General features: G+C 65.8%; 23 protein-coding genes and 1 tRNA gene. 6 read left to right on the top strand and 18 right to left on the bottom strand.

The annotated features are described in order from the left end of the window. Positions 1-10 precede the first annotated feature (10 nt). The 4 genes from der to Q0982_RS06175 form a co-directional block, all read right to left on the bottom strand. Positions 11-1408, bottom strand: a complete 1398-nt coding sequence (gene der, locus Q0982_RS06190) for a ribosome biogenesis GTPase Der (protein WP_299392984.1) — start codon at positions 1406-1408, stop codon at positions 11-13. Positions 1409-1471: 63 nt separating this feature from the next. Further along, complete coding sequence (locus Q0982_RS06185) at positions 1472-2818, bottom strand: PQQ-binding-like beta-propeller repeat protein (protein WP_299392982.1); 1347 nt, start codon at positions 2816-2818, stop codon at positions 1472-1474. Positions 2819-2826: 8 nt separating this feature from the next. Beyond that, complete coding sequence (locus Q0982_RS06180) at positions 2827-3471, bottom strand: tetratricopeptide repeat protein (RefSeq protein WP_299392979.1); 645 nt, start codon at positions 3469-3471, stop codon at positions 2827-2829. A gap of 285 nt (positions 3472-3756) precedes the next feature. Beyond that, positions 3757-4308, bottom strand: coding sequence for a thioredoxin family protein (locus Q0982_RS06175; protein WP_299392976.1), 552 nt, complete (start codon positions 4306-4308; stop codon positions 3757-3759). Positions 4309-4499: 191 nt separating this feature from the next. Between Q0982_RS06175 and Q0982_RS06170 the strand changes: the two genes are divergently transcribed. From Q0982_RS06170 to Q0982_RS06160, 3 genes are all read left to right on the top strand, one after another. Beyond that, on the top strand, positions 4500-4865 hold the full coding sequence (locus tag Q0982_RS06170; protein WP_299392974.1) for a hypothetical protein: 366 nt from the start codon (positions 4500-4502) through the stop codon (positions 4863-4865). Positions 4866-5041: 176 nt separating this feature from the next. Beyond that, on the top strand, positions 5042-5371 hold the full coding sequence (locus Q0982_RS06165) for a DUF2794 domain-containing protein (protein ID WP_299392971.1): 330 nt from the start codon (positions 5042-5044) through the stop codon (positions 5369-5371). A 368-nt stretch (positions 5372-5739) separates the two neighbouring features. Further along, entirely contained in the window at positions 5740-6105 is a 366-nt protein-coding gene (locus Q0982_RS06160; RefSeq protein ID WP_299392968.1) for a PilZ domain-containing protein, read from the top strand. Between the two features lie 12 nt (positions 6106-6117). Here Q0982_RS06160 and guaA read toward each other — a convergent pair whose 3' ends face one another. The 4 genes from guaA to guaB all read right to left on the bottom strand — a co-directional run bounded on the left by guaA (position 6118) and on the right by guaB (position 11193). Next, positions 6118-7665, bottom strand: coding sequence for a glutamine-hydrolyzing GMP synthase (gene guaA / locus Q0982_RS06155; RefSeq protein ID WP_299392966.1), 1548 nt, complete (start codon positions 7663-7665; stop codon positions 6118-6120). 94 nt (positions 7666-7759) lie between these two features. Then, complete coding sequence (locus Q0982_RS06150; protein ID WP_299392963.1) at positions 7760-8302, bottom strand: GNAT family N-acetyltransferase; 543 nt, start codon at positions 8300-8302, stop codon at positions 7760-7762. A gap of 13 nt (positions 8303-8315) precedes the next feature. Continuing rightward, positions 8316-9623, bottom strand: a complete 1308-nt coding sequence (locus tag Q0982_RS06145; protein WP_299392961.1) for an RsmB/NOP family class I SAM-dependent RNA methyltransferase — start codon at positions 9621-9623, stop codon at positions 8316-8318. Between the two features lie 106 nt (positions 9624-9729). Next, complete coding sequence (gene guaB, locus Q0982_RS06140; protein ID WP_299392958.1) at positions 9730-11193, bottom strand: IMP dehydrogenase; 1464 nt, start codon at positions 11191-11193, stop codon at positions 9730-9732. Positions 11194-11417: 224 nt separating this feature from the next. Here guaB and Q0982_RS06135 point away from each other — a divergent pair, with 224 nt between their 5' ends. Further along, a complete protein-coding gene (locus Q0982_RS06135) occupies positions 11418-11867 on the top strand; it encodes a host attachment protein (protein ID WP_299392954.1) in 450 nt (149 codons plus the stop codon). Positions 11868-11998: 131 nt separating this feature from the next. On the opposite strand, the gene Q0982_RS06130 is transcribed toward Q0982_RS06135, so the two are convergent. Both Q0982_RS06130 and Q0982_RS06125 read right to left on the bottom strand, forming a co-directional pair. After that, complete coding sequence (locus tag Q0982_RS06130; RefSeq protein ID WP_322096966.1) at positions 11999-12769, bottom strand: RlmE family RNA methyltransferase; 771 nt, start codon at positions 12767-12769, stop codon at positions 11999-12001. A gap of 3 nt (positions 12770-12772) precedes the next feature. After that, a complete protein-coding gene (locus Q0982_RS06125) occupies positions 12773-13864 on the bottom strand; it encodes a Ppx/GppA phosphatase family protein (RefSeq protein WP_322096969.1) in 1092 nt (363 codons plus the stop codon). A 358-nt stretch (positions 13865-14222) separates the two neighbouring features. Here Q0982_RS06125 and Q0982_RS06120 point away from each other — a divergent pair. Next, a tRNA-Gln gene (locus tag Q0982_RS06120) sits at positions 14223-14296 on the top strand. 75 nt (positions 14297-14371) lie between these two features. Here Q0982_RS06120 and Q0982_RS06115 read toward each other — a convergent pair. From Q0982_RS06115 to Q0982_RS06080, 8 genes are all read right to left on the bottom strand, one after another. Beyond that, positions 14372-15178, bottom strand: coding sequence for a hypothetical protein (locus Q0982_RS06115; protein ID WP_299392945.1), 807 nt, complete (start codon positions 15176-15178; stop codon positions 14372-14374). A gap of 150 nt (positions 15179-15328) precedes the next feature. Next, complete coding sequence (locus tag Q0982_RS06110; protein WP_299392942.1) at positions 15329-15874, bottom strand: hypothetical protein; 546 nt, start codon at positions 15872-15874, stop codon at positions 15329-15331. Positions 15875-16103: 229 nt separating this feature from the next. Beyond that, positions 16104-16697 (bottom strand): OmpA family protein, encoded by a 594-nt coding sequence (locus Q0982_RS06105; protein WP_299392940.1) that lies wholly within the window; start codon positions 16695-16697, stop codon positions 16104-16106. Positions 16698-16701: 4 nt separating this feature from the next. Next, complete coding sequence (locus Q0982_RS06100) at positions 16702-17133, bottom strand: FecR domain-containing protein (protein WP_299392937.1); 432 nt, start codon at positions 17131-17133, stop codon at positions 16702-16704. Positions 17134-17167: 34 nt separating this feature from the next. Next, a complete protein-coding gene (locus Q0982_RS06095) occupies positions 17168-19261 on the bottom strand; it encodes a CHASE2 and HATPase_c domain-containing protein (RefSeq protein WP_299392933.1) in 2094 nt (697 codons plus the stop codon). A gap of 274 nt (positions 19262-19535) precedes the next feature. Then, the gene (locus Q0982_RS06090) at positions 19536-20546 is read right to left on the bottom strand and encodes an Ldh family oxidoreductase (RefSeq protein ID WP_322096965.1); all 1011 of its coding nucleotides are present in this window, start codon (positions 20544-20546) and stop codon (positions 19536-19538) included. After that, positions 20539-21708 carry a UxaA family hydrolase gene (locus Q0982_RS06085; protein ID WP_299392930.1) on the bottom strand — a complete coding sequence of 390 codons (1170 nt, stop codon included), beginning with the start codon at positions 21706-21708 and terminating at the stop codon, positions 20539-20541. Before Q0982_RS06085 ends, Q0982_RS06090 begins: the two co-directional genes overlap by 8 nt. Position 21709: 1 nt before the next feature. After that, positions 21710-21997: a UxaA family hydrolase gene (locus tag Q0982_RS06080; protein WP_299392928.1), complete on the bottom strand. Its 288-nt coding sequence runs from the start codon at positions 21995-21997 to the stop codon at positions 21710-21712. Positions 21998-22240: 243 nt separating this feature from the next. On the opposite strand from Q0982_RS06080, the gene Q0982_RS06075 reads away from it, so the two are divergent. Continuing rightward, positions 22241-22972: a GntR family transcriptional regulator gene (locus Q0982_RS06075; protein WP_299392926.1), complete on the top strand. Its 732-nt coding sequence runs from the start codon at positions 22241-22243 to the stop codon at positions 22970-22972. The last annotated feature ends 49 nt before the right edge of the window (positions 22973-23021 follow it).

Below are 23021 nucleotides of genomic sequence, written 5' to 3'. Positions count from 1 at the left end.
CGCGGGCAGACTACTTCTTTTTCTTGGCCTTGGCCTTTGTCTTGGTCTTGGTCTTGGTCTTGGCGTAAGGGTTGTCGCCCTTGCGGATGTTGATGCGGATCGGCGTGCCCGGCAGGTCGAAGGCGTCACGCAGGCCATTTTCGAGATAGCGCAGGTAGGAGGTCGGCAGTTCCTGCGGCTTGGAGCAGAAGATCGCGAAGGTCGGCGGGCGGGTCTTGGCCTGGGTCATGTACTTCAGACGGACTCGCCGGCCGGCACTGGCCGGCGGCGGATGGGCCGCGGTGACCGCATCCAGCCAGCGGTTGAGATCGGCGGTCGCTACCCGGCGGTTCCAGACGTCGTAGGCGGCGAAGACAGCGCGCATCAGACGGTCGACGTTCTGCCCCTGCTTCGCGGAGAGCGTCACCAGCGGAATACCGCGGGTCTGCGGCAGGGAGCGTTCCAGCCGGTCGCGGATGCCCTTCAGCGCGGCCTCGCGATCGCGGCAGGCGTCCCACTTGTTGACGCCGATGACCAGGGCCCGTCCTTCGTCCACCACCATGCGGGCGATGGTGAGGTCCTGCTTCTCCAGCCCCTCGTCCACATCCAGCAGCAGCACGACGACCTGGGCGAAGCGGATCGCGCGCAGGGTGTCGGCGGTGGAGAGCTTCTCGATCTTCTCGGTGACCCGGGCCTTGCGGCGCAGCCCGGCGGTGTCGACGAGGCGCACCGGACGGTCCTCAAAAACCCAGTCAACGGCGATGGAGTCCCGGGTGATACCGGCTTCAGGACCGGTGAGCAGACGGTCCTCCCCCAGCAGGCGGTTCACCAGCGTCGACTTGCCCACATTGGGCCGGCCGACAATGGCAAGCTGCAGCGGCCCCCCGGCCTGATCTCCCTCCTCGCCTTCTTCCAGCGCTTCCGCGTCCACAGCCTCCGGCAGGGCGGAGCGGATGGTATGGAAGAGATCGCTCATGCCGAGGCCATGCTCGGCGGAGATCGGTACGGGATCGCCCAGGCCCAGCGCGTAGGTTTCCGCCAGCCCGGTCTCGGCCTCCCGCCCCTCGCACTTGTTGGCGATCAGCGCCACCGGCCGGTTGCTGCGCCGCAGCCAGTTGGCAAAGTGTTCGTCGAGGGGCGTCAGCCCGGCGCGCGCATCGATCACCAGCAGGGCCATGTCGGCGTCTTCCAGCGCGCGCTCCGTCTGGCTGCGCATCCGCCCTTCCAGGCTGTCGTCGAAACGCTCTTCGAGGCCGGCGGTATCGATGACGCGAAAGGAAAATCCGAAGAGGTTCGCCTCCCCCTCGCGCCGATCGCGGGTGACCCCCGGCGTGTCGTCCACCAGCGCGAGCTTCTGCCCGACCAGCCGGTTGAAGAGGGTCGATTTTCCGACGTTCGGACGACCCAGGATGGCGACTGTGATGGTCATGGTCCTGGCCTGAACTTGGCAAGCGCTGAAGGCGGGCGCCGGATGCGCGCGCCGGGGCGCACTCTAGCGCAACGCCACCAGCGTGCCCGAGTGGGTCACAACGTAGAGGCTGTTGTTCGCCACCACGGGAGACACCGCGACACCGCTGCCCACATCGAAGAACCCCAGCGGCTTGCCGTCATAAGGCGAGACAGACAGCACCTGACCGTGAGAGCCGGCCACAACCAGACGGTCCCCGGCGAGCACCGGCCCGGTCCAGCGGATCGGATCGTCCTGGTCGTCGGGATCTTCGAAGCGCGGCAAAGGCTGAACCCAGCGGATCCGGCCGTCCCGGCGCTGCAGGCAGACAAGCTGGGAATCCTTGGTCAGGACGTAGATCACGTCACCGGCCGGCCAGGGCATCTCGATACCGCCGAGATCGGCCTGCCAGACCCGCACCCCCTGGCGCGTGTCGATGGCCAGCATGCGCCCGGCATGGCTGACCGCCAGAACCATGTCGCGGTCGATGACCGGGAGGCCGCGGATCTGCGCGATGTCGGCCAACGGATCGATGCGCCGGATCGCACTCAGGTTCTCCGACCAGACGACGCGGCCGCTGTCGGCCAGCATGGCCAGGATCTCGCCGGAGGAGTACGGCACCACCACCAGGTTCCCGGCAGCGGCCGGGCTGGCGGAACCCAGCAGGCCCGCCGTTTCCTGCACGCCGACATGGTTCCACAGCCGGTCGCCGCTGTCGGCGTCGACCACGATCATCTGGTTGTCGAAGGTGACGGCGAAGACGCGGCCGTCGTTCACCGCAGGCCCACTGCGCATCGGGGCGGGCGCTTTGTGCTCCCACAGCATCTCGCCACTGCGCGCATTCAGCGCGAAGAGCTTGGCGAACCCGGTCGCGACGAAGACCTTGCCGTCCTGATAGGCAATCCCGCCCCCGAAGAAGCCGTCATCCTCGTCATCGTCCTCCAGGTCGACGCGCCACACGCGGCTGCCGTTACTGGCGGAAAAGGCGGAGACGACGGAGCGCGCATCCATGGTGTACACCAGATCGCCGACCACCAGGGGCTGGGCCAAAACCTGCGCCACATCGCCGGATCCCTCGCCGATATCCGCGCTCCAGATGCGCCGCGGATTGGCGCTCAGCGACAGGTGATACATGGCATGGGCCGCCGACCCGCCGGGCTGCGCCCAGTCGGTATTCACATAGGGCTCCGGCAGGCGCACCGCCACATCGGCGATGCTGGGGTCCGGGCGCAGGCCGCGTTCGATGGCCAGAATAGCGATCCGGTCACCCGGCAGCGGCGGATCTTCCGGCGCACCGAAGAAATCATCGAAGCTGCAGCCGCTCAGCACCAGGGCCAGCGGACCGAACAGAAGGGTCGGCAGCGCGCGTGCGCGCAGGCGGGGAAAAGACATCAGCGGGATCATCCAGGCAGTGCGGCAAGCAACTGGGCGGCACGGGTTCGGCTGCTGGCGGGGGCTTCGGGATCGTCGGTAATCTCGGTCAGGATTTCACGCGCTTCCTGCTCATTCCCCTCCTTCAGGGCCACCGCGGCCAGGAGTTCCAGAGCGGTGAAGCGGTAGGGCGCGCCGGCAGCGGCCAACGGCTGTAGACGGCCGCGCAGGTCGGCCGGGTCGCCGTCATCCAGATCGCGCATCACGGCGTTGAGCGCGCCGAGGCCGCTGACAGCCTGGGGCGCGGAGCCGTTCTGCGCAAGTTGGTTCCAGATGTCCTGCGCTGTAGCCAGGTCCCCCGCTTCGGCGGCCAGGTGCGCCTCCGTCAGAGCGGCCAGAAGCGCATAGCCACTGCCGCTGGGATCGCTCAGCGCCCGGAGGGCCTGTCGGCCCGAGGCCTCGTTGCCGTCCTCGATCAGCGCCAGGGCTGCGGAATAGGAATCCGACTGCTCGCCGCGCAGTTTCTCGTCGTAGGCCCGCCAGCCCTGATAGCCGGCAGTACCCAGAACCACGACCGCGGCGACCAGATAGATGTAAAGGCTGTAGCGCTTCCACCAGTCGGCCGCCTTATCGCGGCGCAGGTCCTCTTCGACTTCCTTAAAGATGTCGGACACTCAAGACTCCTCGACGCTCTCTCCCCGACCGGCCTCAAGACTGCCCCGCATGGGGTTCTCATTCACGAGTCCGGAGGTCATCCCAGGGATCTATCCCAGGGAGCTATCCCAGGGAGCTATCCCAGGGAGCTATCCCAGGGATTCATCCCAGCGGGTCATCGTTCTGCAACACGACCGCGCCCCGTTTGATAATGCCCCGGGGGGCCGTCATCAACCTTCTATTCGTGCTACCAGGCCGCGCCCGTCCCGCAGCCAAGCGAGCCCGCCCGGATCAGATTCGGCGGATCAGGCCGCCTTCCATTTGATGCTGCAGCCCATTGAGGCGACCTGCTCTTCCGGTCCGCGCCCGGTTTCGGCCACCGCCTGCATGGCCTCGAAGAGCTCCCGCCGGGCGTCGGGCACCAGCGTGGTCCGGGATTCGTCCAGGCGTCCGCGGTATTGCAGTTCCCAGTCGGCATTGAAGCCGAAGAAATCCGGGGTACAGATCGCATCGTAGGCCCGCGCCGTTTCCTGCGTCGGATCCACCAGGTAGGGGAAGCCGAAGCCGTGTTCCCTGGCGAATTCCTTCATGTTTTCAAAGGAGTCCTCTGGATAGGCGGAGGCGTCATTCGCGTTGATCCCGGCAAAGCCGATCCCGATCGCCTGAAGGGCCCGGGCCTCTTCGGCCAGACGCCCGGCGACGGAGCGCACGTAGGGGCAGTGGTTGCACATGAAAACGATCACGGTCCCCTTGGGGCCCGCCACGTCGGCCAGGTTGTAGGTCCGTCCGTCGATCCCCTGCAGGGAGAAGTCGACCGCCTTCCATCCAAAGTCGCAAATCGGTGGCACCGCCGCCATCTTTTGTCCTCCACAAGAGTCTTTTAATTCAGAAGCTTAGGTGGTTGGTATGACAGCTTCTGACAAGCGGCGCACGTTAACATTTTTTTCAAGGCGGCAGGACAAACTGACGGCTGGGGGTTTGGCCCTAGGCTGGCCCGGATCTGCAGGATGCAGGTCGCGGAAAACCCCAGGCCCGAGAGGATCAAGGTATGAGACGCCGTCGCCTGTCCGCCCTTCTGCGCACCGCCGTCCCTGTACTGGGGCTCAGCCTGGGCGCCTGCGATCCCGCCTCCCAGGCCATGCTGGCCGGCGCCAGCCTCGTGACCTTCGTGCACACCGACAAGACGCTCGGGGATCATATGGCCACCTGGGCCTTCGACCAGGACTGCTCGGTCCTCTATGCGGCCGACGGCGAGCCCTACTGCCAGCGCTTCGTCACCGAGGAGGAGCGCCGCGCCGCCGAAGCGGCCGCCGCAGCCCAGCAGGCCAACATCTACTGCTATCGGACGCTAGGCGCCATCAACTGCTTCCGCGAGGCCGACAGTCTCGCCAGCACCCAGGCCCGGGTCCGCTGATCGCGGATCCCCCGACGGCACCCCAGCCGCAGCCCTGCCGGCCCTGGCTTTAGGCACCTCAGGCGGAAACCTGCCGTCATGCCGCACCGCACAAATGTCCTCTCTGGACGGCGGCTGAAAATTCGGGAACACTAAAAGCCTTAGGGACTATGACGCCTGGGAGATTGTCCGCGTCCATGAGCCAGCTGTACCGCTTCAGCGAACACCGCAAAGCGCCCAGGCGCGTATTCTTCAGCCGCTCCGAACTCAATCAATTGTTGTCGCTCTACAGCCGCAACGTCGCCAATGGGAACTGGCGCGACTACGCCATCGACCAGATCGGCGGCACCGCCATCTTCTCGGTGTTCCGGCACACCCATGATGCGCCGCTGTTCTCCATCGCCAAGCAGGGCAGCAGCCGCAGCCCGGAATTCGTGGTCTTCTCCGGCCGCGAAAAACTGAAGCGGGCCAAGACCTTGTCGGACGCTCTTAAAGTCTTCAGAAATCACCTGAAGGTCGTCTCCTAAGGCACACTCACACCGCGTGATCGCGGTGTGTCCAATCCTCAAGTCATTTCCCCGAGATACTTCATAAAATACTGATTAGATACGCCGGAAGCGTATTTGCCCGCTATCGCATCGATAGAATTCTTAACCTAAACCTTTAAGCTGCGGGCAATCTCTTCGTGGGACCATGAGACAATTCCTGAGCTTTCCCCAATCGGCTTGAGGAAGAGTATCTGTCTCGATCGGGCCAGCGGCGGACTCCCCCAACTGCCGCTGGCCCACCCCGACCCTGAGGACCGGTATCGACGCGCGTGCAGATCGGCGCAGGCGCTGCCCCCTCTTGCGGGTCGGGTTGGGAGAAGTCGGGCCGCTGAGGAGAGGTGCAGACCATGGCGCGGGATTCGGAGATTACAGAGATCGACCAGGCCCCCGACGAAGGGTCCGATGGGTCCGAGCGGCGGCGTTTCATCCGCGCCACCACGGTCTTGAGCGCCCGGCTGCTGACCCGCCGGGGCGCCTTCGAGGGAACCGTCCTCGATGCCTCCCTGAACGGCGTCAAGGTCTGGACCGCCGGCGACGTGCCGGTCGGCAGTGCCGTGACGCTGGTCCTCGCCGGCGCGGTGCACTTCGGCGGCACCGTGGTGTGGCGCCGCGGCGAGACCCTGGGCATCTGCTTCCATGACGACCCGGAGAAGGTGGCCAGCATCATGGCCGCCCTGCTGCCCCAGCGCTGCCTCCAGGTCGGCCACGCCTAAGCCGGGGTCCCCCTACTCCCACTCAATCGTCCCCGGCGGTTTCGAGGTCACGTCGTAGACCACCCGGTTGATGCCGCGCACCTCGTTGATCAGGCGGGTGGCGACCGCTGCCAGGAACTCGTGATCGAAGGGATAGCTCTCCGCGGTCATGCCGTCGGTGGAGGTGACGGCGCGCAGCGCGCAGACGTAGTCGTAGGAGCGGGCGTCGCCCATCACGCCGACGGTCTTGACCGGCAGCAGCACGGCGAAGGCCTGCCAGATGGCGTCGTAGAGCCCGGCCTTGCGGATGGCGTCCAGATAGACCGCATCGGCCTTGCGCAGGATGTCCGCCTGCTCGCGGGTGACCGGCCCGGGAATGCGGATCGCCAGGCCCGGTCCGGGAAAGGGGTGACGGCCGACCAGGCGCTCCGGCAGGCCCAGTTCCCGCCCCAAGGCACGCACCTCGTCCTTGAAGAGCTCGCGCAGCGGCTCCACCAGCTTCATGTTCATGCGCTCCGGCAGGCCGCCCACGTTGTGGTGCGACTTGATGGTCACGCTGGGCCCGCCGGTGAAGGAGACCGATTCGATGACATCGGGATAGAGCGTGCCCTGGGCGAGGAACTCGGCGCCGCCCATCTCATGCGCCTCTTCCTCGAAAACGTCGATGAAGGTGGAGCCGATGATCTTGCGCTTCTGCTCCGGGTCGGCGACCCCCTCCAGCTTACCGAGGAAAACGGCGCTGGCGTCGCGGTGCACCAGGGGGATGTTGTAGTGGTCATGAAAGACCCTCACGACCTCCTCCGCCTCGTTCAGGCGTAAGAGGCCGTGATCGACGAAGATGCAGGTGAGCTGGTCGCCGATCGCCTCGTGAATCAGCACCGCCGCCACGGAGGAGTCGACGCCGCCCGAGAGGCCGCAGACGACGCGGCCGTCACCCACCTGATTGCGGATCGCCTCGATGGCCTGCTGGCGGAAGGCCGCCATGGTCCAGTCGCCGCCGCAGCCGGCAACCTTGTGGGTGAAGTTGGCGAGCAGCCTCGCCCCGTCGGGCGTATGCACCACCTCCGGATGGAACTGCACGGCATAGATGCGGCGCGCCTCGTCCGCCACCACCGCATAGGGTGCGCCTTCGGACGTGCCATAGACCTTGAAGCCCTCCGGCAGGCGCACCACCCGGTCGCCGTGGCTCATCCAGACCTGGTGCTTCTCGCCCGGCGCCCAGACGCCCTCGGTCAGGGTGCAGCTCTCCTGCATCTCGACGAAGGCCTTGCCGAACTCCTGATGGTCGGAGCCCTCGACTTCACCGCCCAGCTGGGCACAGAGCGTCTGCTGCCCGTAACAGATGCCGAGGATCGGCACGCCCAGGTCGAAGACCGCTTGGGGCGCGCGCGGCGTGTCGCTGCCGGTGACCGAGGCCGGGCCGCCGGAGAGGATCACGCCTTTCGGCGCGAAGTCGGCAATCTTCGCGGGGTCGGTATTGAAGGGAAAGATCTCGCAGTAGACACCGCTTTCGCGGACACGCCGGGCGATGAGCTGGGTGACCTGGGAGCCAAAGTCGAGAATGAGAATGCGGTCGGTCATAGGGAAGGTCCATCGGTCTTGGGAGTGGGCGCCCGGTCGTCCTGCGGCGGCGATGCGGGGTCTGTCATATCACGGCGAGCATGCTTTGGCCCGCTCATGCCTTAGTCTGCGCCGTCCAGGTTTCCAGGTCGGGCCAGCCGTAGGCCAGTTCCTGCAGGCCGACGCCGGCGAACTCCTCGACGCGCTCGCCGGCGCGCTGCCCGCCCATGGCCTCGTAGAAAAAGCGCGAGGGGTTTTCGGCCAGCACCCAGACATGGGCGCCGCGATGGCCTTCCCCCTCGAGGCCGTGAAAGGCGGTCGCGAGAAGGCGCCGCCCCAGGCCCTGGCTCTGCCAGTCGACGGTGACGTAGAGTGCGAAGACCTCGCCGCTGAACGGCAGGCCCTTGCTGCGCGACGGCCCGAAGGTGACGAAGCCGACGATCTCCTCGTCGATCTCGGCCACGACAAGATCGTTGCCCTTGGTGGCATTGGCGGCGGCGCGATGCCACTGGGCCGAGGACCGCGCCACCGTCATGCGCGCCAGATAGTCGGCCGGAACCAGTCCCGCATAGGTGCTCTGCCAGGTCTCCACGTGGACCCGGGCAATGCCATCGGCATCGCGGATCAGGGCTGGGCGTAAAACGACGTCATCGGTCATGGTTCTGCTTCGGTCATGGTTCTGCGCGCCTGTCGAAGACGGCAACGAAGAAACCGTCGGTGCCGTTGACGGCCGGCGTGAGTGTCAGGCAGTTCCCTTTCGCCGGGCAGAGACCGTTCAGGTGATGCGTCCAGAGTTCACCGACCGGATGGGGTGCAAAGCGCTCGTGCGCCGCCAAAAAGGCCTCCGTCTGGTCTTCGTTCTCCTCGCGCAAGAGGGAGCAGGTCACATAGATCAGGCGCCCGCCCGGGCGAACCAGGGATGCAGCCTTCGACAGGATGTCGCGCTGGCTTGCGCGATAGCCTGAGAGCTCCGCTGCGGTCAAGCGCCATCGGGCATCGGGCTGGCGCCGCCAGGCCCCGCTGCCCGAGCAGGGGGCATCGACCAGAACGCGGTCGAAAGCCTGATGGAGATCGCTGCCCGCCTCTGCCCCGGCCAGGACCCGGCACTCCACGAAGTCGGCACCCGCACGCTGCAGCCGTGCGCCCGCGCGCTCCAGGCGCCGCGGGTCCGGGTCGCTGGCCAGCAGCCGCCCCTGCCCCGCCATGGCGGCGGCCAGGGCCAGGGTCTTGCCACCGGCCCCGGCGCAAAGGTCCGCGACGGCCATGCCCGGGGCGACATCGCAGAGCAGCGCTGCGACCTGGGAACCTTCGTCCTGGACTTCGATCAAGCCGTCCCGAAACGCCCGGCTAGCCTGCACCGCACGGCGCCCGAACAGCCGCAGACCGAGCGGCGAGAGCGGCGTCGGTTCCGTCTCGATCCCCTCGGAAGCCAGGGCCGCCCGCGCCGCCGCCCGGTCCGCCTTGAGGCTGTTGCACCGCAGGTCCGTCGATGCCTGGGTGCCCAGGGCTGCCAGCTCGGCTTCCAGGTCCGATCCGAAAGCCCGCTCCAAGGCCGGCAGCAGCCACTCCGGGATCTCGAGACGCACCCCCGCCGGCTGCTCCGGCGAATCCAGATCCCTGCCTTCAAGGGTCCGCAGCAAGTCGCGCTCGCAATCAGCGAGTGCTGCCGGACCGTAGGGCTCGGCCCCACAGAGTCGGTCGAGGGTCTCGACTGTCTCCGCTGCCCGCAGCACGACGTCAGCCAGCACCCGAAGGCGCGGCGCGGCCTCTGTCTGGCCGACACGGCCCAACCACCAGCCGAGCCGGGCACGGTGACGCAAAACGCTGTAGATCAGCGAAGACACGGCACGGCGGTCCTTCGACCCGATGTAGCGCCGCTTGCGAAGATAGTCGGCGATCACCTGGTCGGCAGGCCGGCCCGCGGCCTCGATCGCCTCGAGGGCCTCGATTGCAGCCTGGAGGCGGGCGCCGGGCTTCACCGCGCCCCCGCCAAGGCTTTAAGGCGTTCCGGGGTCTCAAGGCACCTCGGGGCTTCAAGACGCAATCCGGCTTCGCGTGCTGGGCAGAGGTGCAGAACGCTCGCGGTCACATCTCGTTGCGGTAGTTGGGGGCCTCGCGCGTGACGGTGACATCATGCACGTGGCTCTCCCGCAGGCCCGCATTGGTGATGCGCAGAAAGCGCGCCTTGCGCTGCAGGTCGACGACGGTCGCGCTGCCGGTATAGCCCATCGCCGCCCGCAGGCCGCCGACGAGCTGATGAATAACCGCGGCCACCGGCCCTTTGTAGGGCACGCGGCCTTCCACACCCTCGGGCACCAGCTTCAGGTTGTCGGCCACCTCCTGCTGGAAGTAGCGGTCCGCCGACCCCCGGGCCATGGCGCCCACCGAGCCCATACCGCGGTAGGACTTGTAGGACCGTCCCTGATAGAGAAACACCTCACCCGGACTTTCCTCGGTGCCTGCAAAGAGCGAGCCGATCATGGCCGCAGAGGCGCCGGCTGCCATGGCCTTGGCCAGATCTCCCGAAAACTTGATACCGCCGTCGGCGATCACCGGGATGTCCTTGGCCCGGCAGGCCTCCACCGTATCGATCAGCGCCGTGAGCTGCGGAACGCCGACTCCCGCCACCATGCGGGTGGTGCAGATGGACCCCGGACCGATCCCCACCTTGATGGCATCGGCACCGGCATCCACCAGCGCCTTCGCCCCCTCGGCGGTGGCGACGTTGCCGGCGATCACCTGGGTCGAGTTCGACAGGCGCTTGATCTGCCCCACCGCCCCCATCACACCCTGCGAATGGCCATGGGCGGTATCCACGACGATGACGTCGACCTCCGCCTCCAACAGTGCCTCGGCGCGGGCCAGGCCGTCGGACCCGACGCCGGTGGCCGCCGCCGCACGCAGGCGGCCCTGCTCGTCCTTGCAGGCGTTCGGGAAGGCCTGGGCCTTTTCCATGTCCTTTACGGTGATCAGGCCGATGCAGCGGTAGCTCTCGTCCACCACCAGCAGCTTCTCGATACGGTGCTGATGCAGCAGGCGCTGCGCTTCCTCCTTGCTGACGCCCTCCTTGACGGTGATGAGGTTGTCCTTGGTCATCAGCGCCGAGACGGGTTCCTGCGGGTTCTCGGCGAAGCGCACATCACGGTTGGTCAGCACGCCGACCAGCTTCTTGGTCTTGCGCTCAACGACCGGAATGCCGGAAATCCGGTAGCTCTGCATCAGGGCCAGGGCGTTGGCCAGCGGCTCGTCCGGATGAATGGTCACCGGATTGACCACCATGCCGCTTTCGAACTTCTTGACCCGGCGCACCTCGTCGGCCTGCTGGGCGATGTCCAGGTTCTTGTGGATGACGCCCAGGCCGCCGGCCTGGGCCAGGGCGATGGCCAGGCGGCCCTCGGTGACCGTGTCCATGGCCGAGGACAGCAGCGGGATCCCCAGCTCGATCGAGCGGGTGAGGCGCGTCCTGGTATCTGTCTGGTTTGGAAGGATCGCGGATTCCGCCGGCTCGAGCAAAACGTCGTCGAATGTAAGAGCCTGACGAATATCCATGCCGATCCCCTTGGCGGTGATTGGCGCTGCATCATACACATGGGCTTGGCAATGCCAAGCGCTTTGCCGTGCAGCCCTGGGCCGCATCCTTGGCATAGCTCGTCCCGCCTGGCCGCCGGCCCATCGGACCTCCAGGCCACAGGCTTGACCTGCATCATCGCGGCGCCACGCGCGGAGCGGCAGACTCTGACCAGTTCCAAGACCGTCCCGCGAGAAGAACCATCATGAAGCCCGTACGCAGCTGGATTGTCGTCGCCGACGGGGCGCGCGCCCGAATCCTGGAGAACGACGGCCCCGGGAAGGGCCTCTTCCCCCTTCCCGAGGAGGAAAGACACCACAGCCATCGCCCGACGCGGGAGATCAATGCGGACCGGCCCGGCCGCACCCACGACCGTCTCGGCCCCGGCCGGCACGCCATGGAGCCGCCGAGCGACGCCCATCGCCAGGAAAAGCAGCGCTTTGCCGCCAAGCTGGCGGAACGGCTGAACGCGGCGGCCGCGGCGCGGAGCTACGACCGGCTGGTCCTGGTCGCCCCGGCCAAGACCCTGGGGGACTTGCGCCGCGCTCTCAGCAAGGAAACCGCCGCGAAGGTCCATGCCGAACTGGCCAAGGATCTGACGCCCCTGGCCGATGCCGAGCTTCCGGAGCACCTGGAAAAGGTGATCGCGCTCTAGATACTGTCCTGGGTTGACGGAACCAGCCCGCTCCCCCTCCCGGCCACCCATAGGATACTGGCCCCTGGAGTACTGGGGGTGGCCGGGAGGGGGAGAGGGCCGGAACCGGCTCGACGCAAGTCAAAAACGCTCTAGTCGGTTGCGGAGACGGCGCGAAAGCCGGTTGCCACCAGATACATCTCGGAGGAATCCGCACGGCTGGCCGCCGGCTTCACATGGTGGACCTTCTCGAAGTCGCGTTTCAATTGGGCCAGCAGGTCCCGCTCGGTGCCGCCCTGGAGAACCTTGGCGACAAAGGTTCCGCCGGGGGCCAAAACCTCCTGCGCAAAGAAATGGGCCGCCTCGACCAAGGCCATGACCTTCAAGTGGTCGGTCTTGGCGTGCCCCGTGGACGAGGCCGCCATGTCGGACAGGACGACATCGGCCGGCCCGCCGAGCGCGGCTTTCAGGCGCTCAGGCGCGTCATCGTCGAGAAAGTCCCCCAGCAGCAAGTCGGCGCCGGCGACCGCCTCCACCTCCAGCAGATCGATGCCGACGATGTGGGCGGACGGTCCGCAGCGCTCCGCCGCCACCTGTAGCCAGCCGCCCGGCGCGCAGCCAAGATCGACAATCCTGGCCCCGCTCTTCAGAAAGCGAAAGCGGTCATCCAACTGGGTCAGCTTGAAAGCGGCCCGGGAACGGTAGCCGCGCTTGCGGGCCTCGGCGACGTAGGGATCGTTCAACTGCCGTTCGAGCCAGCGCGCGGACGAGGCCGAGCGCCGCTTGGCCGTCTTCACGCGAACCTTCAGGTTGCGACCGGAAAGACCGCGCCCGCTGTCCCTGGGGCCGGAGCCTCCCCTGCCGGCGCCCGCTCGCCCGCCCTGGCCACGTCCGCCAGAGCGCCCACCAGAATGGCGCGCCATACCCTACGCCCGCGACAGAGGAAAGGACCGACCAGAGCGGCGATCGCGGCCATGCATCATGGTGTAGAGCATCCCTTCCCTCAATCCGCGGTCGGCCACCCGCAGCCGCTCAGCCGGCCAGAAGCTGCAGAGTGCAGTCAGGATGGCGCAGCCGGCCACCACAAGGTCCGCACGTTCGGCGCCGATGCAGGCGTGACCGGCGCGCTCGCCATAGCTCATCGCCGCAATGCGCCGGCAGATCCGGTGCACCGTCTCCATGTCCAGGTAGCTGCCGTCGACAAAGGAGCGGTCGTAGCGCGGCAGATCAAAATGCACACCGACCAGCGTGGTCACGGTGCCGGAGGTTCCCAGCATCTGTACCTCGCCGCCGGCGATACTCGCGCCGAGGTCGTGAAGTTCGGTAAAGCCGGACATGGCCTCCCGCATGACCCCTACCATGGCATCGTAGTCGGAGGGGGTAAGGTCGCCACCGCCGAACCGTTCGGCCATGGAGATCACACCGATCGGAATCGACGACCAGGCATAGAGTGAGAGGTCTTCGCCGGTCAGCCGGTGCGGCTCCAGCTCGTTTGGCCCCGACCCGTTTGGCCCCGACCCGTTCGGCCCTGCGCCGTTCGGCCCTGCTCCATCTGATCCTCTTCGACTTGACCCTCTTCCAATTGGCTGGGCCGCCTTCAGCCAGCACACCTCGGTACTGCCGCCACCAATGTCGAAGAGAAGAATGTCGGGCACCTGGGGATCGATCAGCGGGGCACAGCCGTAGATCGCCAGCTTCGCCTCTTCGTCCTGAGAGATGATTTCAAGCTCGATCCCGGTCTCGCTTCTGACCCTGGCGAGGAAGGCCTCGCAGTTGCGGGCCCGACGGCAGGCCTCGGTGGCAACGGCACGGACCTGGGTGGCGCCGCGGCGGCGGATCTTGGAAGCGCAGACCTTCAGCGCATCGAGGGTGCGCGCCATCGCCTCGTCCGAGAGCCTTCCGGAAGCCGAGAGCCCCTCGCCCAAACGCACGATCCGCGAAAATGCGTCGACCACCCGAAAGCCATCCTGCTGCGGGCGGGCGACCAGCAGGCGGCAATTGTTGGTGCCCAGATCCAGGGCCGCATAGACGCCGTTGGGCCGCGCCGACCCGTTACGGCGCGCGGAAGCCCCTTTGCGCTTGGCCCGACCCGGCCGGCGCTGCCCGTTTCCGAAGGCTGCCACCTAAAACACTGCTCCTGTTCTTTCCGGCCGAACTTTTGCCGTCAGCCGTTAACTTCTGATCATAGCGTGAAGCCGAGGGTTTGCACCAGTCCCGACCCTCGGGTTGGGTCGACCAGACCGCAAAAAAGCTACGGAAATCAGTTGAAAAGCCCCCCTTGATGGGACTATGTAGTGCCTTCGCGCGCAAACGAGGGTTTGCGGCCCTGACGCTTGTCCGGGCCTCTTGGTTAGAGCCAAGGCAAACCACCTCTGTTGGGGGATAGTTTAGCGGTAGAACTCTCGGCTCTGACCCGAGCAGCCCTGGTTCGAATCCAGGTCCCCCAGCCAAAGCGCCCATGCCTCTCAGGCGAAGTATCCGGCCCAAACGACGGGCCCTAAATGGCAGGCCTCCCATAACCGGGCTCACGCCAGACGGATGTCACCGCCCTCCGCCTCAAGGCCGGCAAGCACCGACTCGATCTCGACGCTCCCCAGGCCGACGTCTGCCAGATAGCGGGTCATGCGGTCCCGGCGCTCGTTGATCAATGCGCTCAACGCCTGCCGTTCCTCGGTCGAGGGCTGCGCGTTCAAAACGCCGAAGACCTCGGCTTCCTTGTCACGCCGGTTCTGAAGGCCTTTGTGCCGCTCGCGGTTCGACCCGAAGCGGATTTCATACCAGGCCTCCTCCCGCCTGCCCTCGCGCAAGGCTGCGCTCAGTCCGGGGCCAATAAGAGCCGGGCTGTTGTAGCAGAGCGAGAACAGCACCATCAGTTCCCGCGAGCCCGTGAGCGTCTGCATAAGGGCGTCGCCAAGACGCCGCTGCAGTACCTGCTCATATGTCGGGCGGATACGCTCGAAGAGGCGGCGGCCCTGCTCCCGTGAAATCAGGAAGCTCAGCGCGTTGCGCTGCCCGGGATCCTCGCCAAAGGAAAACGGCGGAATCAGCGTCTTTGCTTCCGCCGGCGCACCGCCGGCCAGCGCCCGGCGCAGCCTGTCCAGCATCCTTCGGTCCGGGTCCGTCAAGCTCACGCCGATGGCGCCAAGGTCGGCGTCCAGACCGTCGCGGTCGGGCCAGCCGGGTGCGTCGACGAAGAGCGCGTAGCCGAGGCCGAGTGTCGGGATACCACGATGATCGCTGTAGACCCGCGGGACGAAACCCTCACTCTCGGCGATGAAGTCGAACAGGGCTTCATCATAGGAGCCCGGCACCGGGCGCGGAACGATTGCCATACATCATCTCCCTTCCACGACCTGCCGCAAAGAACCTCGGCCCACGGACAAGCCGCGTCAATCAACCATTGGAACGATGTAAGGGCGCAGCGGAGGTGCCCAGGGCGCAAAGGAAGTGCCACCCTCGAGGGGAGGCATCGCTGGAGTGCATCAGAACAGCCGGGTCATCCCATCGCGCAGCAGCCACAGCACCACGGCGCCGGCAACAGCGATAAGCAGGACCGCGGCGAGTGCCAATCGCCAACCGGGAGGAGCGGAAACCGGAACGCCGCGGTGGTAGCGCCGCCAGGCGAAAACCAAAAGCCCAATGGAGACTCCCAGCGACGCGAGGCTGCCGAGATCCACGTCGTGGCTGCCCATCCGACCGTCCGCCAGCAAGACCAGTAGCGCGCTGAGCCCGGCAAAGGGCGCGAGACGTCGTTGATAGCCGCGATGGCTCTGCGCCAGCGGCGTCGGGTTGGACTGCGGCAGCACAGCGAGGATCAGGCCCAGGAGCGCCCCGGCGGCCGGGAGGGCGACGGCGACCTCCGCATTGCGCGCGATCGCGTCAGCGACACCCTGCCAGGGCACCGACAGCCGGCCCGCCTGCACAGATAGGTGTATCAGCCAGTGACTTAGAAACAGAGTCCAGGCAGCCAGGAGACCGAAAAACCCGACGGCATAGGCAAGGTAGGAAAGGCCGACGAGCCGTTGCATACTAAAGACACTCTCCTACACGTCGAAACGGCGCTGTCTTCTGGGTCTTCTGGGTCTTCTGGGTCTTCTGGGTCTTCTGGGGGCTTCCGGGCATGGCTGCGCCGCACGCCATCAAGAGGTCCGTCGGCGCGCAGGCGGGACAGGTTCATCCTGGCAAAGACGAAGACGGGGAGTGCGCGCTGAACTGGCAGCTTCCGCCCCGCTCCGGCGGCGGCGAGCCACCGCAAGCCTATTGCACGGTGACCTCGACACGCCGGTTGCGGGGCTCTGCGACCTCATCTGCGGTTTCGATCAGCGGATTGCTCTCACCGTGGGAGTCGACCTCGATCAACTCCGGCTCCAGGCCCTCGGCGATGAGCAACCGCCGGATTGCCTCGGCGCGCTGCAAGGCAAGCTGAGCATTGCGCCGCTCTCCGCCGATGCGGTCGGTATGCCCGACGACCGAGACTTCGGCGGCGGGAAATTCCTTTATCGAGTCGAGGATCTCCGGCAGCTGCGCCCGGGACTCCTCCGTCAGCCGGTCGGAGCCGATGATGAAGTAGAGAATGAACGTCCGCGGCTTACGCGGGCTGGCACCGATGGTCGTGCCCCAGGTTTCGTCGATTTCCTGCTGGCTGATCTCCTGAGGTCGGCCGGGCGCGGTTCCGGCACCGGCGACCTTGATCGCGACCCCGGGGCTTTCGAGGGTCTGTGCGCCGGCTGTGTTCTCCACTGTGATCGCACCGACGCTGCCGTCCTCGTCTTCCAGCAAAACGAAACGGTTGCCCCCGGCGCAGGCGGTCAAACCCAGCATCAAGACCACTGACAAGATTTTGCGCAGCATCCGATCAGTCTCCCGCCACTTCGGCCAGAAAGCGGGTGCCGCGTACGGCAACCGTAGCCACCGGTGTCTTCACTTTCACGGCATCGGGCGACAGCTTTGCGATCACCCCGGATATGTACTGCATCGTGCCGCGGAAAAGCTCGACGATGAAGGAAAGCCGTCCTTCGGCCGGGACGAAGACGAACTCCGTGAACTGGACCCGGGAGTTCGGGCCGATGGAAATGCGCGTGCCGTCCTTGAAGGTCAGGCCAACGGAGCCCTGGGCGGTCTCAATCACATCCATGGCATAGATCGCCTCGCCGACGCCGAGCTGAGCACGCTGCTCGGCGCGCTGCGCAAAGGCTTCTCCGTCCACCACCTTCACCAAAGCGACCTCCTGCTGCTGTGCCGCGGCGGGCGTAACCCAGCCCGTCAAAGCGGCGACGGCTAGGCCCAAGCCCAGACTCAGGCCCGCGATTGCAGACTTGGCTCTATGCGGATTCTTCAAAGCGTGTGGCCTCCTCGCCCTTTCGATCCGTTAGATTGCGCAGGCGCGATGCTGGGAACACCAGAATCGCCGTTGTTCCGCGGTCGGTAATGCTGGTCAGTTCCAGCCTGCCGCCGTGCATTTCGATCATTGCCTTGGTCAAGGGCAGGCCAAGGCCAATCCCCTCCAAATTCGAAGCGAGGGCGTGGTCGATACGCCGAAAGGGAACGAAGGCCTCGGAGACCTCCTTGTCCGACATACCGATCCCTGTGTCGGAGATCGAGAGGCGAAAGTCCCCTCTCTCATCGACGCTTCCGGTGAGCCGGACCTCACCGCCTTTCGGCGTGTACTTGACCGCGTTGGAGACAAGATTGAGAACCATCTGCGTGAACATCCGCTTGTCCGCCCAAAGCCTGCGCGGGACGGTTTCCCTGTCGAAGGAAACGGCGATCCCGCTGTCGCGATAGGCCGACTGGACGGTCCGCACGCAGTCCGCCAGAACGTCCTGGAGGGGAAACTCCGATTCCGAGAGATGGCTTTCACCCGCCTCGACCTTGGACATCTCCAGGATGTCATTGACCAGCGACAGCAGGTGGCTGCCCATGTGGTGGATGTCCTCAACATAGTCGCGGTACTTCGGCGGCGAGATCGGGCCGAGGATCTCGCGCTTCATCATCTCAGAGAACCCCAGGATGGCGTTGAGCGGCGTCCGCAACTCGTGGCTCATGTTGGCAAGAAAACTGGTCTTGGACCGGTTGCCGGCCTCGGCCAGGATAAGCGCCATCTCGCGCTCCTCTGCGCTGCGCCTGCGCTGCTGCTGTGCCTCTGCAAGGCCGCGCCCGAGAACGACGAGATAGGCGATGGATCCGACAACCGCCGTGTAGGTGGGATCGAAGAGCAGGCCGTTGCTCTGCATCGCAAACAGGCTGCCGGCGAAGAGCAGACCCAACAGCCCGAGCATGGCAGGCAGACTGGTGTAGCCCGGCAGCCGCGGCACAGCCAGAACGACCAGAGACAACACGGCAAGAGCCAACAATGCCTCCCAAAGGGCGGCCGCCTGAGGTCTGACGAGAAAGCTTTCCGTCAACAGGTTCTCGAGGAAAAGAGCTTGCACATCCACGTCGGAGCGCAGGCTCCCGCTGGGGGTGACGAACTCTCGCCCAAGTCCGACGCCAGTCGAGCCAAGCAGAACAATATGGCCCTGAAGGTTCGCCAACGGTACGGCGTCCGACATAAGGTCTGCCGCCGACACGCGCAGCAGGCTGTCGGCCGGTCTGTCGCGAAGCCAGACATGGCCCGAGTAGGTCGTGGGGATCTCCGTATCGGCTAATGAGACCGCAGCAACACCCGGTCCGTTGATTTCCACCGAGACGGCCTCGCCACCGCGGGCAATGCGCAACACCTCCAAGGCAAAGCTCGGCAGCACGGCATCGCCGACCAGCATGACCGCCGGCATCTTTCGGACCACGCCGTCGCCCGAAAGCTCAAGGCTGGCTACCCCGACACCGCTGCTGGCTTCCTCCAGGACCGGAAGATTGCGCAGCAGACCGGGGTAGCGCCGCAGCTCGGAAACGCTCTGCTGTCCGAGACGCAACTTGATCGGGGCCTGCATAACGGTCTGCCCACCGGGCGCTTCGCCGTCATCGATGGCCGCAACCGCCAGCACTGTCGGTAGCATGCTCAGCTTGGCGGCCAGAATGGCGTCATTCGACGGCAGAGCTGAAAGGCTCTCCCGCAAGGGCGCATCCAAGGGGAAGCGCTTCAGCAGGCTTTCCGGCGAAAGCCGGTCAGGCTCGGCGAAGATGATATCGATCCCCAGGACCAAAGGCTTGCTGGCGGCAATGCGGCCGACCAGGTCCGCCACAATGTCGCGCGGCCAGGGCCACTGCCCTTGCTGTGCCAGACTGCGCTCATCGATGTCCACGACCGCAAGCGGCAGGCGCTGCGGTTCGGCAGCGCCGGCGAAGACGGATTGGGCGACATCGAAGAACGCGTAGCGGAGCGTCGGAAAGGGACTCGGGTCGGCGAACCGCAAGAGGACCACGGCCGCAAGCCCCACCCAGAAGGCCGCGCGGAGGGTCCAACGGCGGAGCGTCACGGCCGCTGGCATCGGTCTCGACGAGAGGGAGCCAAACCGGCACGCGGCCACGCCCGAGCATCGCTCCCCGCATACGACATTAACGGCTGCAAATCGGCGCGCCGCCACCTCTGCGGTCCGACTTGGTCCATGCTCTGCCCCGCACCCCCGGCTGACCCAACTAACAACTCATAGGATAGCACGGCGCACCGGGCACCAATCAACAAATCGATTACACCAGGTGATGACGCATCCGGGTCGCCGGTGATCCGAAGAGCCAGCTTTCTCGTTAACTCTATAGAGCCTTGATTTCCGTCAGTATTGAAGAAGACACGGACAGGCCATCGCTGGCCGCGGCAGCACGGGCGACCAAGCGACGCGTTCCCGGCAGACGCGTACCGGGCTGATCCTCCAGCGCTTCAATCAGGACTTCCAGCCGATCCGTGAAGCCACCGCCGGAAAGCGGAACGGGATCGATCGCGATCAGCAACTGGCCGACGGCCGGCGCCGGGCCGTCTGCGGTGAAGAAGGAGGAAGCTTCGAAGCCGTGGTTGGCACCGACCAGTGTGGCGGAAAGCACCTCCACCATCATCGCCAGCGCCGCACCCTTCGCCTCGCCCATGGGCACCATGGTGCCGCTTAAGGCGGCCTGCGGATCGCGGGTCGGATTGCCATCGCCATCCAAGGCCCAGCCCTCGGGGATCTCCTCACCCGCTTTGGCAGCGGCCATGACTTTGCCACGGGCCACCTTCGCGAGGGACAGGTCGATCACCAGCGGTGCGCCGCTGCGGCGCGGGGCGGCCATGGCGATGGGATTGGTTCCAAAAAGTCCCCGGTTGCCGCCCCAGGGGGCGATGGCCTGCGGCGAGTTGCCGAGCAGCAGTCCGACCAGCCCTTCCTCTGCCAACCGTTCGACGTGGTAGCCGCCCTGCCCGAAATGGTGGGAGTTGTGAATCGCCGCCAGGGCCACCACCTGACCGCGCGCCATGGGAATCAACGCCTTGCAGGCAAGGTCCATGGCCGGGAACGCAAACCCGGCGCCGGCATCGATGCGGACCGCAGAGGGAGAGAGCCGCTCCATCTGAGGCGATGCCTTGCCGCGAACCTTGCCGCTGCGGGCCTGAGCCGCATAGGAAGCCACACGTGAGAGACCGTGTCCCTTCTGTCCATCGGCCTCCGCAGCCACCAGCGCGGCAGCGACAGAAGCAGCATTGTCCTCCGCCGTGCCGGACGCCACCAAGGCGCCGACCACCAGGTCGCGCGCCTCGGCCAGCGTCAGCCGCTCCACCGCCGCGCCGTCAGGCACTGCGGTAGAGCTTGGTCATGACGAACTCACGGTGCTTCAGCGCTTCCGCCGCCGTCAGGCGCCCGTTGCAGGTCCGAACCGTGATGTCGATCAGTGCATCGCCGGCCTCGTCCATGTTCATCTCACCGCGCAGAATGCCGGAGACGTCGAGATCGACGTGCTCGCCCATTTCGCGGGCGGTCTTCGGGTTCGCCGTCAGTTTGATCACCGGCTCGATGGGGTTGCCGATGATGTTGCCCTGGCCGGTCGGAAAGAGGTGAACGACAAAGCCCGCTGCCGCCTGCAGGGTCACGCATTCCGCGGCCGCTGAGCTGGTGTCCATGAAGTAGAGCCCCGGCCCCTTGGCAGGCTGCTCGGCGGGCTGCAGCACGTCGACGAACTTGGTTTTCCTGCCGATCTTCTGCAGGTTGCCGAAGGCCTTCTCTTCAATGGTGGTCAGGCCCCCGGCGATGTTGCCCTTCGTCGGCTGGCTGTCGGAGAGGTCGCTCGTCTTATGCGGCTCGATGACCTCGTCCATGTAGGCCTGCCAAGTGTCGAGGAACTTCTGTGCGACCTCCGGCGTCGCGGCGCGGGTCGCACAGACCTGCTCGGCCCCCGTCAGTTCCGAAGTCTCGCCGAAACAGGTGGTGGCGCCGATCTCATCGAACTTGTCGATGAAATTCCCCACGGTCGGATTGGAGGCAAGGCCCGAAGTGGTGTCTGACTCGCCGCACTTGGTCGAGACCCAGAGCTCTTTCAGATCGCAGGGTTCGCGCTGCAACTCGCTGGCCCACTGGGAAAACTCCTTGGCCTTGCGCGAAGCATCAGCCACAACCTTGATCTCGCCGTGGCCTTCGATGGCAAAGCCCTCGACCCGCTTGCCGGTCTTGGCGATCCCCTCGACCACGCGTCCGGTCCAGCCCGGCTCGATCCCGATCACAATCACCGCGGCGACGTTGGGGTTGCTCCCGGTGCCGATCAGGGTGCGGAAGTGCAACTCCAAATCCTCGCCGAACTGCAGCCGGCCATAGTGGTGCGGCAAAGCCAAGCAGCCATCGATGTTGTTCGCCACCTTCTCGCAGGCGGCATTGGAGAGGTCGTCGAGCGGCAGGATGACAACATGGTTGCGAACGCCAACGCGGCCGTTCTCCCGGCGATAGCCGTGAATCTTCTGTGCGGTCATCTCACCACCTCTTCGTCTTGACGTTCTGGGTATGGACGTGCCCGCCCTTGGCGATGGCTGCGACGGCCTTACCGATATCGTTGCCGTACTTCAGGATGGTATCGCCCTCTGCAATGTCCCCAAGCGCAATCTTGTGGCCGAGCGGGATCGGATCAATGCAGGCGATCTCGACGCGCGAGTCGTCGGCCATCACCCAGCCGGAAAGTGTGGTGTTCGCGGCGATGCCCTCTTTCACGATGACTCCGACCGTGTCCTCGGCATCGTGCACAATAAAGTCTGGCGCCGACATTTTCGGATGATCTCCCTTACTTGTTCGTCTTGAAGCATGACAAATGAAGCGGTCCGGCGGGCCGTTTAAGCAAGGCCCGGGCGCTTGTTTGTTCAGCGTTTTAAATTTATATGTTATGTCTTATATAAGACAAGGAATTTCTTTTGCAGATCAAAGCGGCGTGTAGGCCGGCCTGCAGTGCAGGCAGGCTTCGCGCCCGCCCGGCCCCCTCAGATTTGGGCCTTCAGAATTAGGGACTTCGATTTGGCCGAGCAATCACAGCCACTTCCCGGCCTCCGTCCGCTCTATCAGCAGGTCAAGGACCTGCTCATGGAGCGTCTCGTCGGTGGCTACTGGCGTCCGGGCGACCTCCTGCCCAGCGAGTTCCAGCTGGCGGCGGAGCTGAACGTCAGCCAGGGCACGGTCCGCAAGGCCCTGGACGAGATGACGGCCGGCAGCCTCTTGGTGCGGCGCCAGGGGCGCGGCACCTTCGTCGCCGAACACGACCAGGAGCACGCGCTCTTTCATTTCTTCAAGATGATCGGGCGCGACGGCGAACCTGTGGTGCCGGAGAGCCGCGTCCTGCGCCGCAGCCTGGGCGCTGCACGCAAGGACGAGGCTCAGCGGCTCCAGCTTCGTGGTGAGGAAGCCGTCTTCCGCATCACCCGCGTCCGAACAATCGACGGGAAGGCCGCGATCCTGGAGCGGATTGTCCTGCCCCGGCGGCTGTTCCCTGACCTTGCCGAGCGGCGGGACCTGCCGAACACCCTCTATACCCTCTTCGCGCACCACTACAACGTGACGGTCACCAAGGCCGTTGAACGCCTGCGCGCCGTCACGGCGACGCCGGATGCCCAGCGACACCTGGGTCTGGAGCCCGGCACGCCCTTGCTGGAGGTGGATCGCGTGGCGCTCGCCCTGGACGGCAACCCGGTGGAGTGGCGGATCTCACTCTGCCACACCGAAGAGACCGCCTACGGAATTTCCCTGGCCTAGAGCAGGTCCGGTTTGGATGGATTCGCAAAAGCGATCCATCCAAACCGGT

The sequence above is a fragment of the Pelagibius sp. genome, assembly GCF_028281305.1.
Lineage (GTDB): Bacteria > Pseudomonadota > Alphaproteobacteria > Kiloniellales > Kiloniellaceae > Pelagibius.
This window is presented reverse-complemented; position numbering and strand designations above follow the sequence as displayed.

Bases quoted from the DNA above. Each gene is read 5' to 3' on its own strand.
- der (WP_299392984.1), bottom strand. From the start codon at position 1,408: ATGACCATCACAGTCGCCATCCTGGGTCGTCCGAACGTCGGAAAATCG.
- Q0982_RS06080 (WP_299392928.1), bottom strand. From the start codon at position 21,997: ATGTCGGCGCCAGACTTTATTGTGCACGATGCCGAGGACACGGTCGGA.
- Q0982_RS06130 (WP_322096966.1), bottom strand. From the start codon at position 12,769: ATGGCGCGCCATTCTGGTGGGCGCTCTGGCGGACGTGGCCAGGGCGGG.
- Q0982_RS06160 (WP_299392968.1), top strand. From the start codon at position 5,740: ATGGCGCGGGATTCGGAGATTACAGAGATCGACCAGGCCCCCGACGAA.
- Q0982_RS06150 (WP_299392963.1), bottom strand. From the start codon at position 8,302: ATGACCGATGACGTCGTTTTACGCCCAGCCCTGATCCGCGATGCCGAT.
- Q0982_RS06165 (WP_299392971.1), top strand. From the start codon at position 5,042: ATGAGCCAGCTGTACCGCTTCAGCGAACACCGCAAAGCGCCCAGGCGC.
- Q0982_RS06105 (WP_299392940.1), bottom strand. From the start codon at position 16,697: ATGCTGCGCAAAATCTTGTCAGTGGTCTTGATGCTGGGTTTGACCGCC.
- Q0982_RS06085 (WP_299392930.1), bottom strand. From the start codon at position 21,708: ATGACCGCACAGAAGATTCACGGCTATCGCCGGGAGAACGGCCGCGTT.
- Q0982_RS06110 (WP_299392942.1), bottom strand. From the start codon at position 15,874: ATGCAACGGCTCGTCGGCCTTTCCTACCTTGCCTATGCCGTCGGGTTT.
- Q0982_RS06170 (WP_299392974.1), top strand. From the start codon at position 4,500: ATGAGACGCCGTCGCCTGTCCGCCCTTCTGCGCACCGCCGTCCCTGTA.
- Q0982_RS06175 (WP_299392976.1), bottom strand. From the start codon at position 4,308: ATGGCGGCGGTGCCACCGATTTGCGACTTTGGATGGAAGGCGGTCGAC.
- guaB (WP_299392958.1), bottom strand. From the start codon at position 11,193: ATGGATATTCGTCAGGCTCTTACATTCGACGACGTTTTGCTCGAGCCG.
- Q0982_RS06135 (WP_299392954.1), top strand. From the start codon at position 11,418: ATGAAGCCCGTACGCAGCTGGATTGTCGTCGCCGACGGGGCGCGCGCC.
- Q0982_RS06185 (WP_299392982.1), bottom strand. From the start codon at position 2,818: ATGTCTTTTCCCCGCCTGCGCGCACGCGCGCTGCCGACCCTTCTGTTC.
- guaA (WP_299392966.1), bottom strand. From the start codon at position 7,665: ATGACCGACCGCATTCTCATTCTCGACTTTGGCTCCCAGGTCACCCAG.
- Q0982_RS06115 (WP_299392945.1), bottom strand. From the start codon at position 15,178: ATGGCAATCGTTCCGCGCCCGGTGCCGGGCTCCTATGATGAAGCCCTG.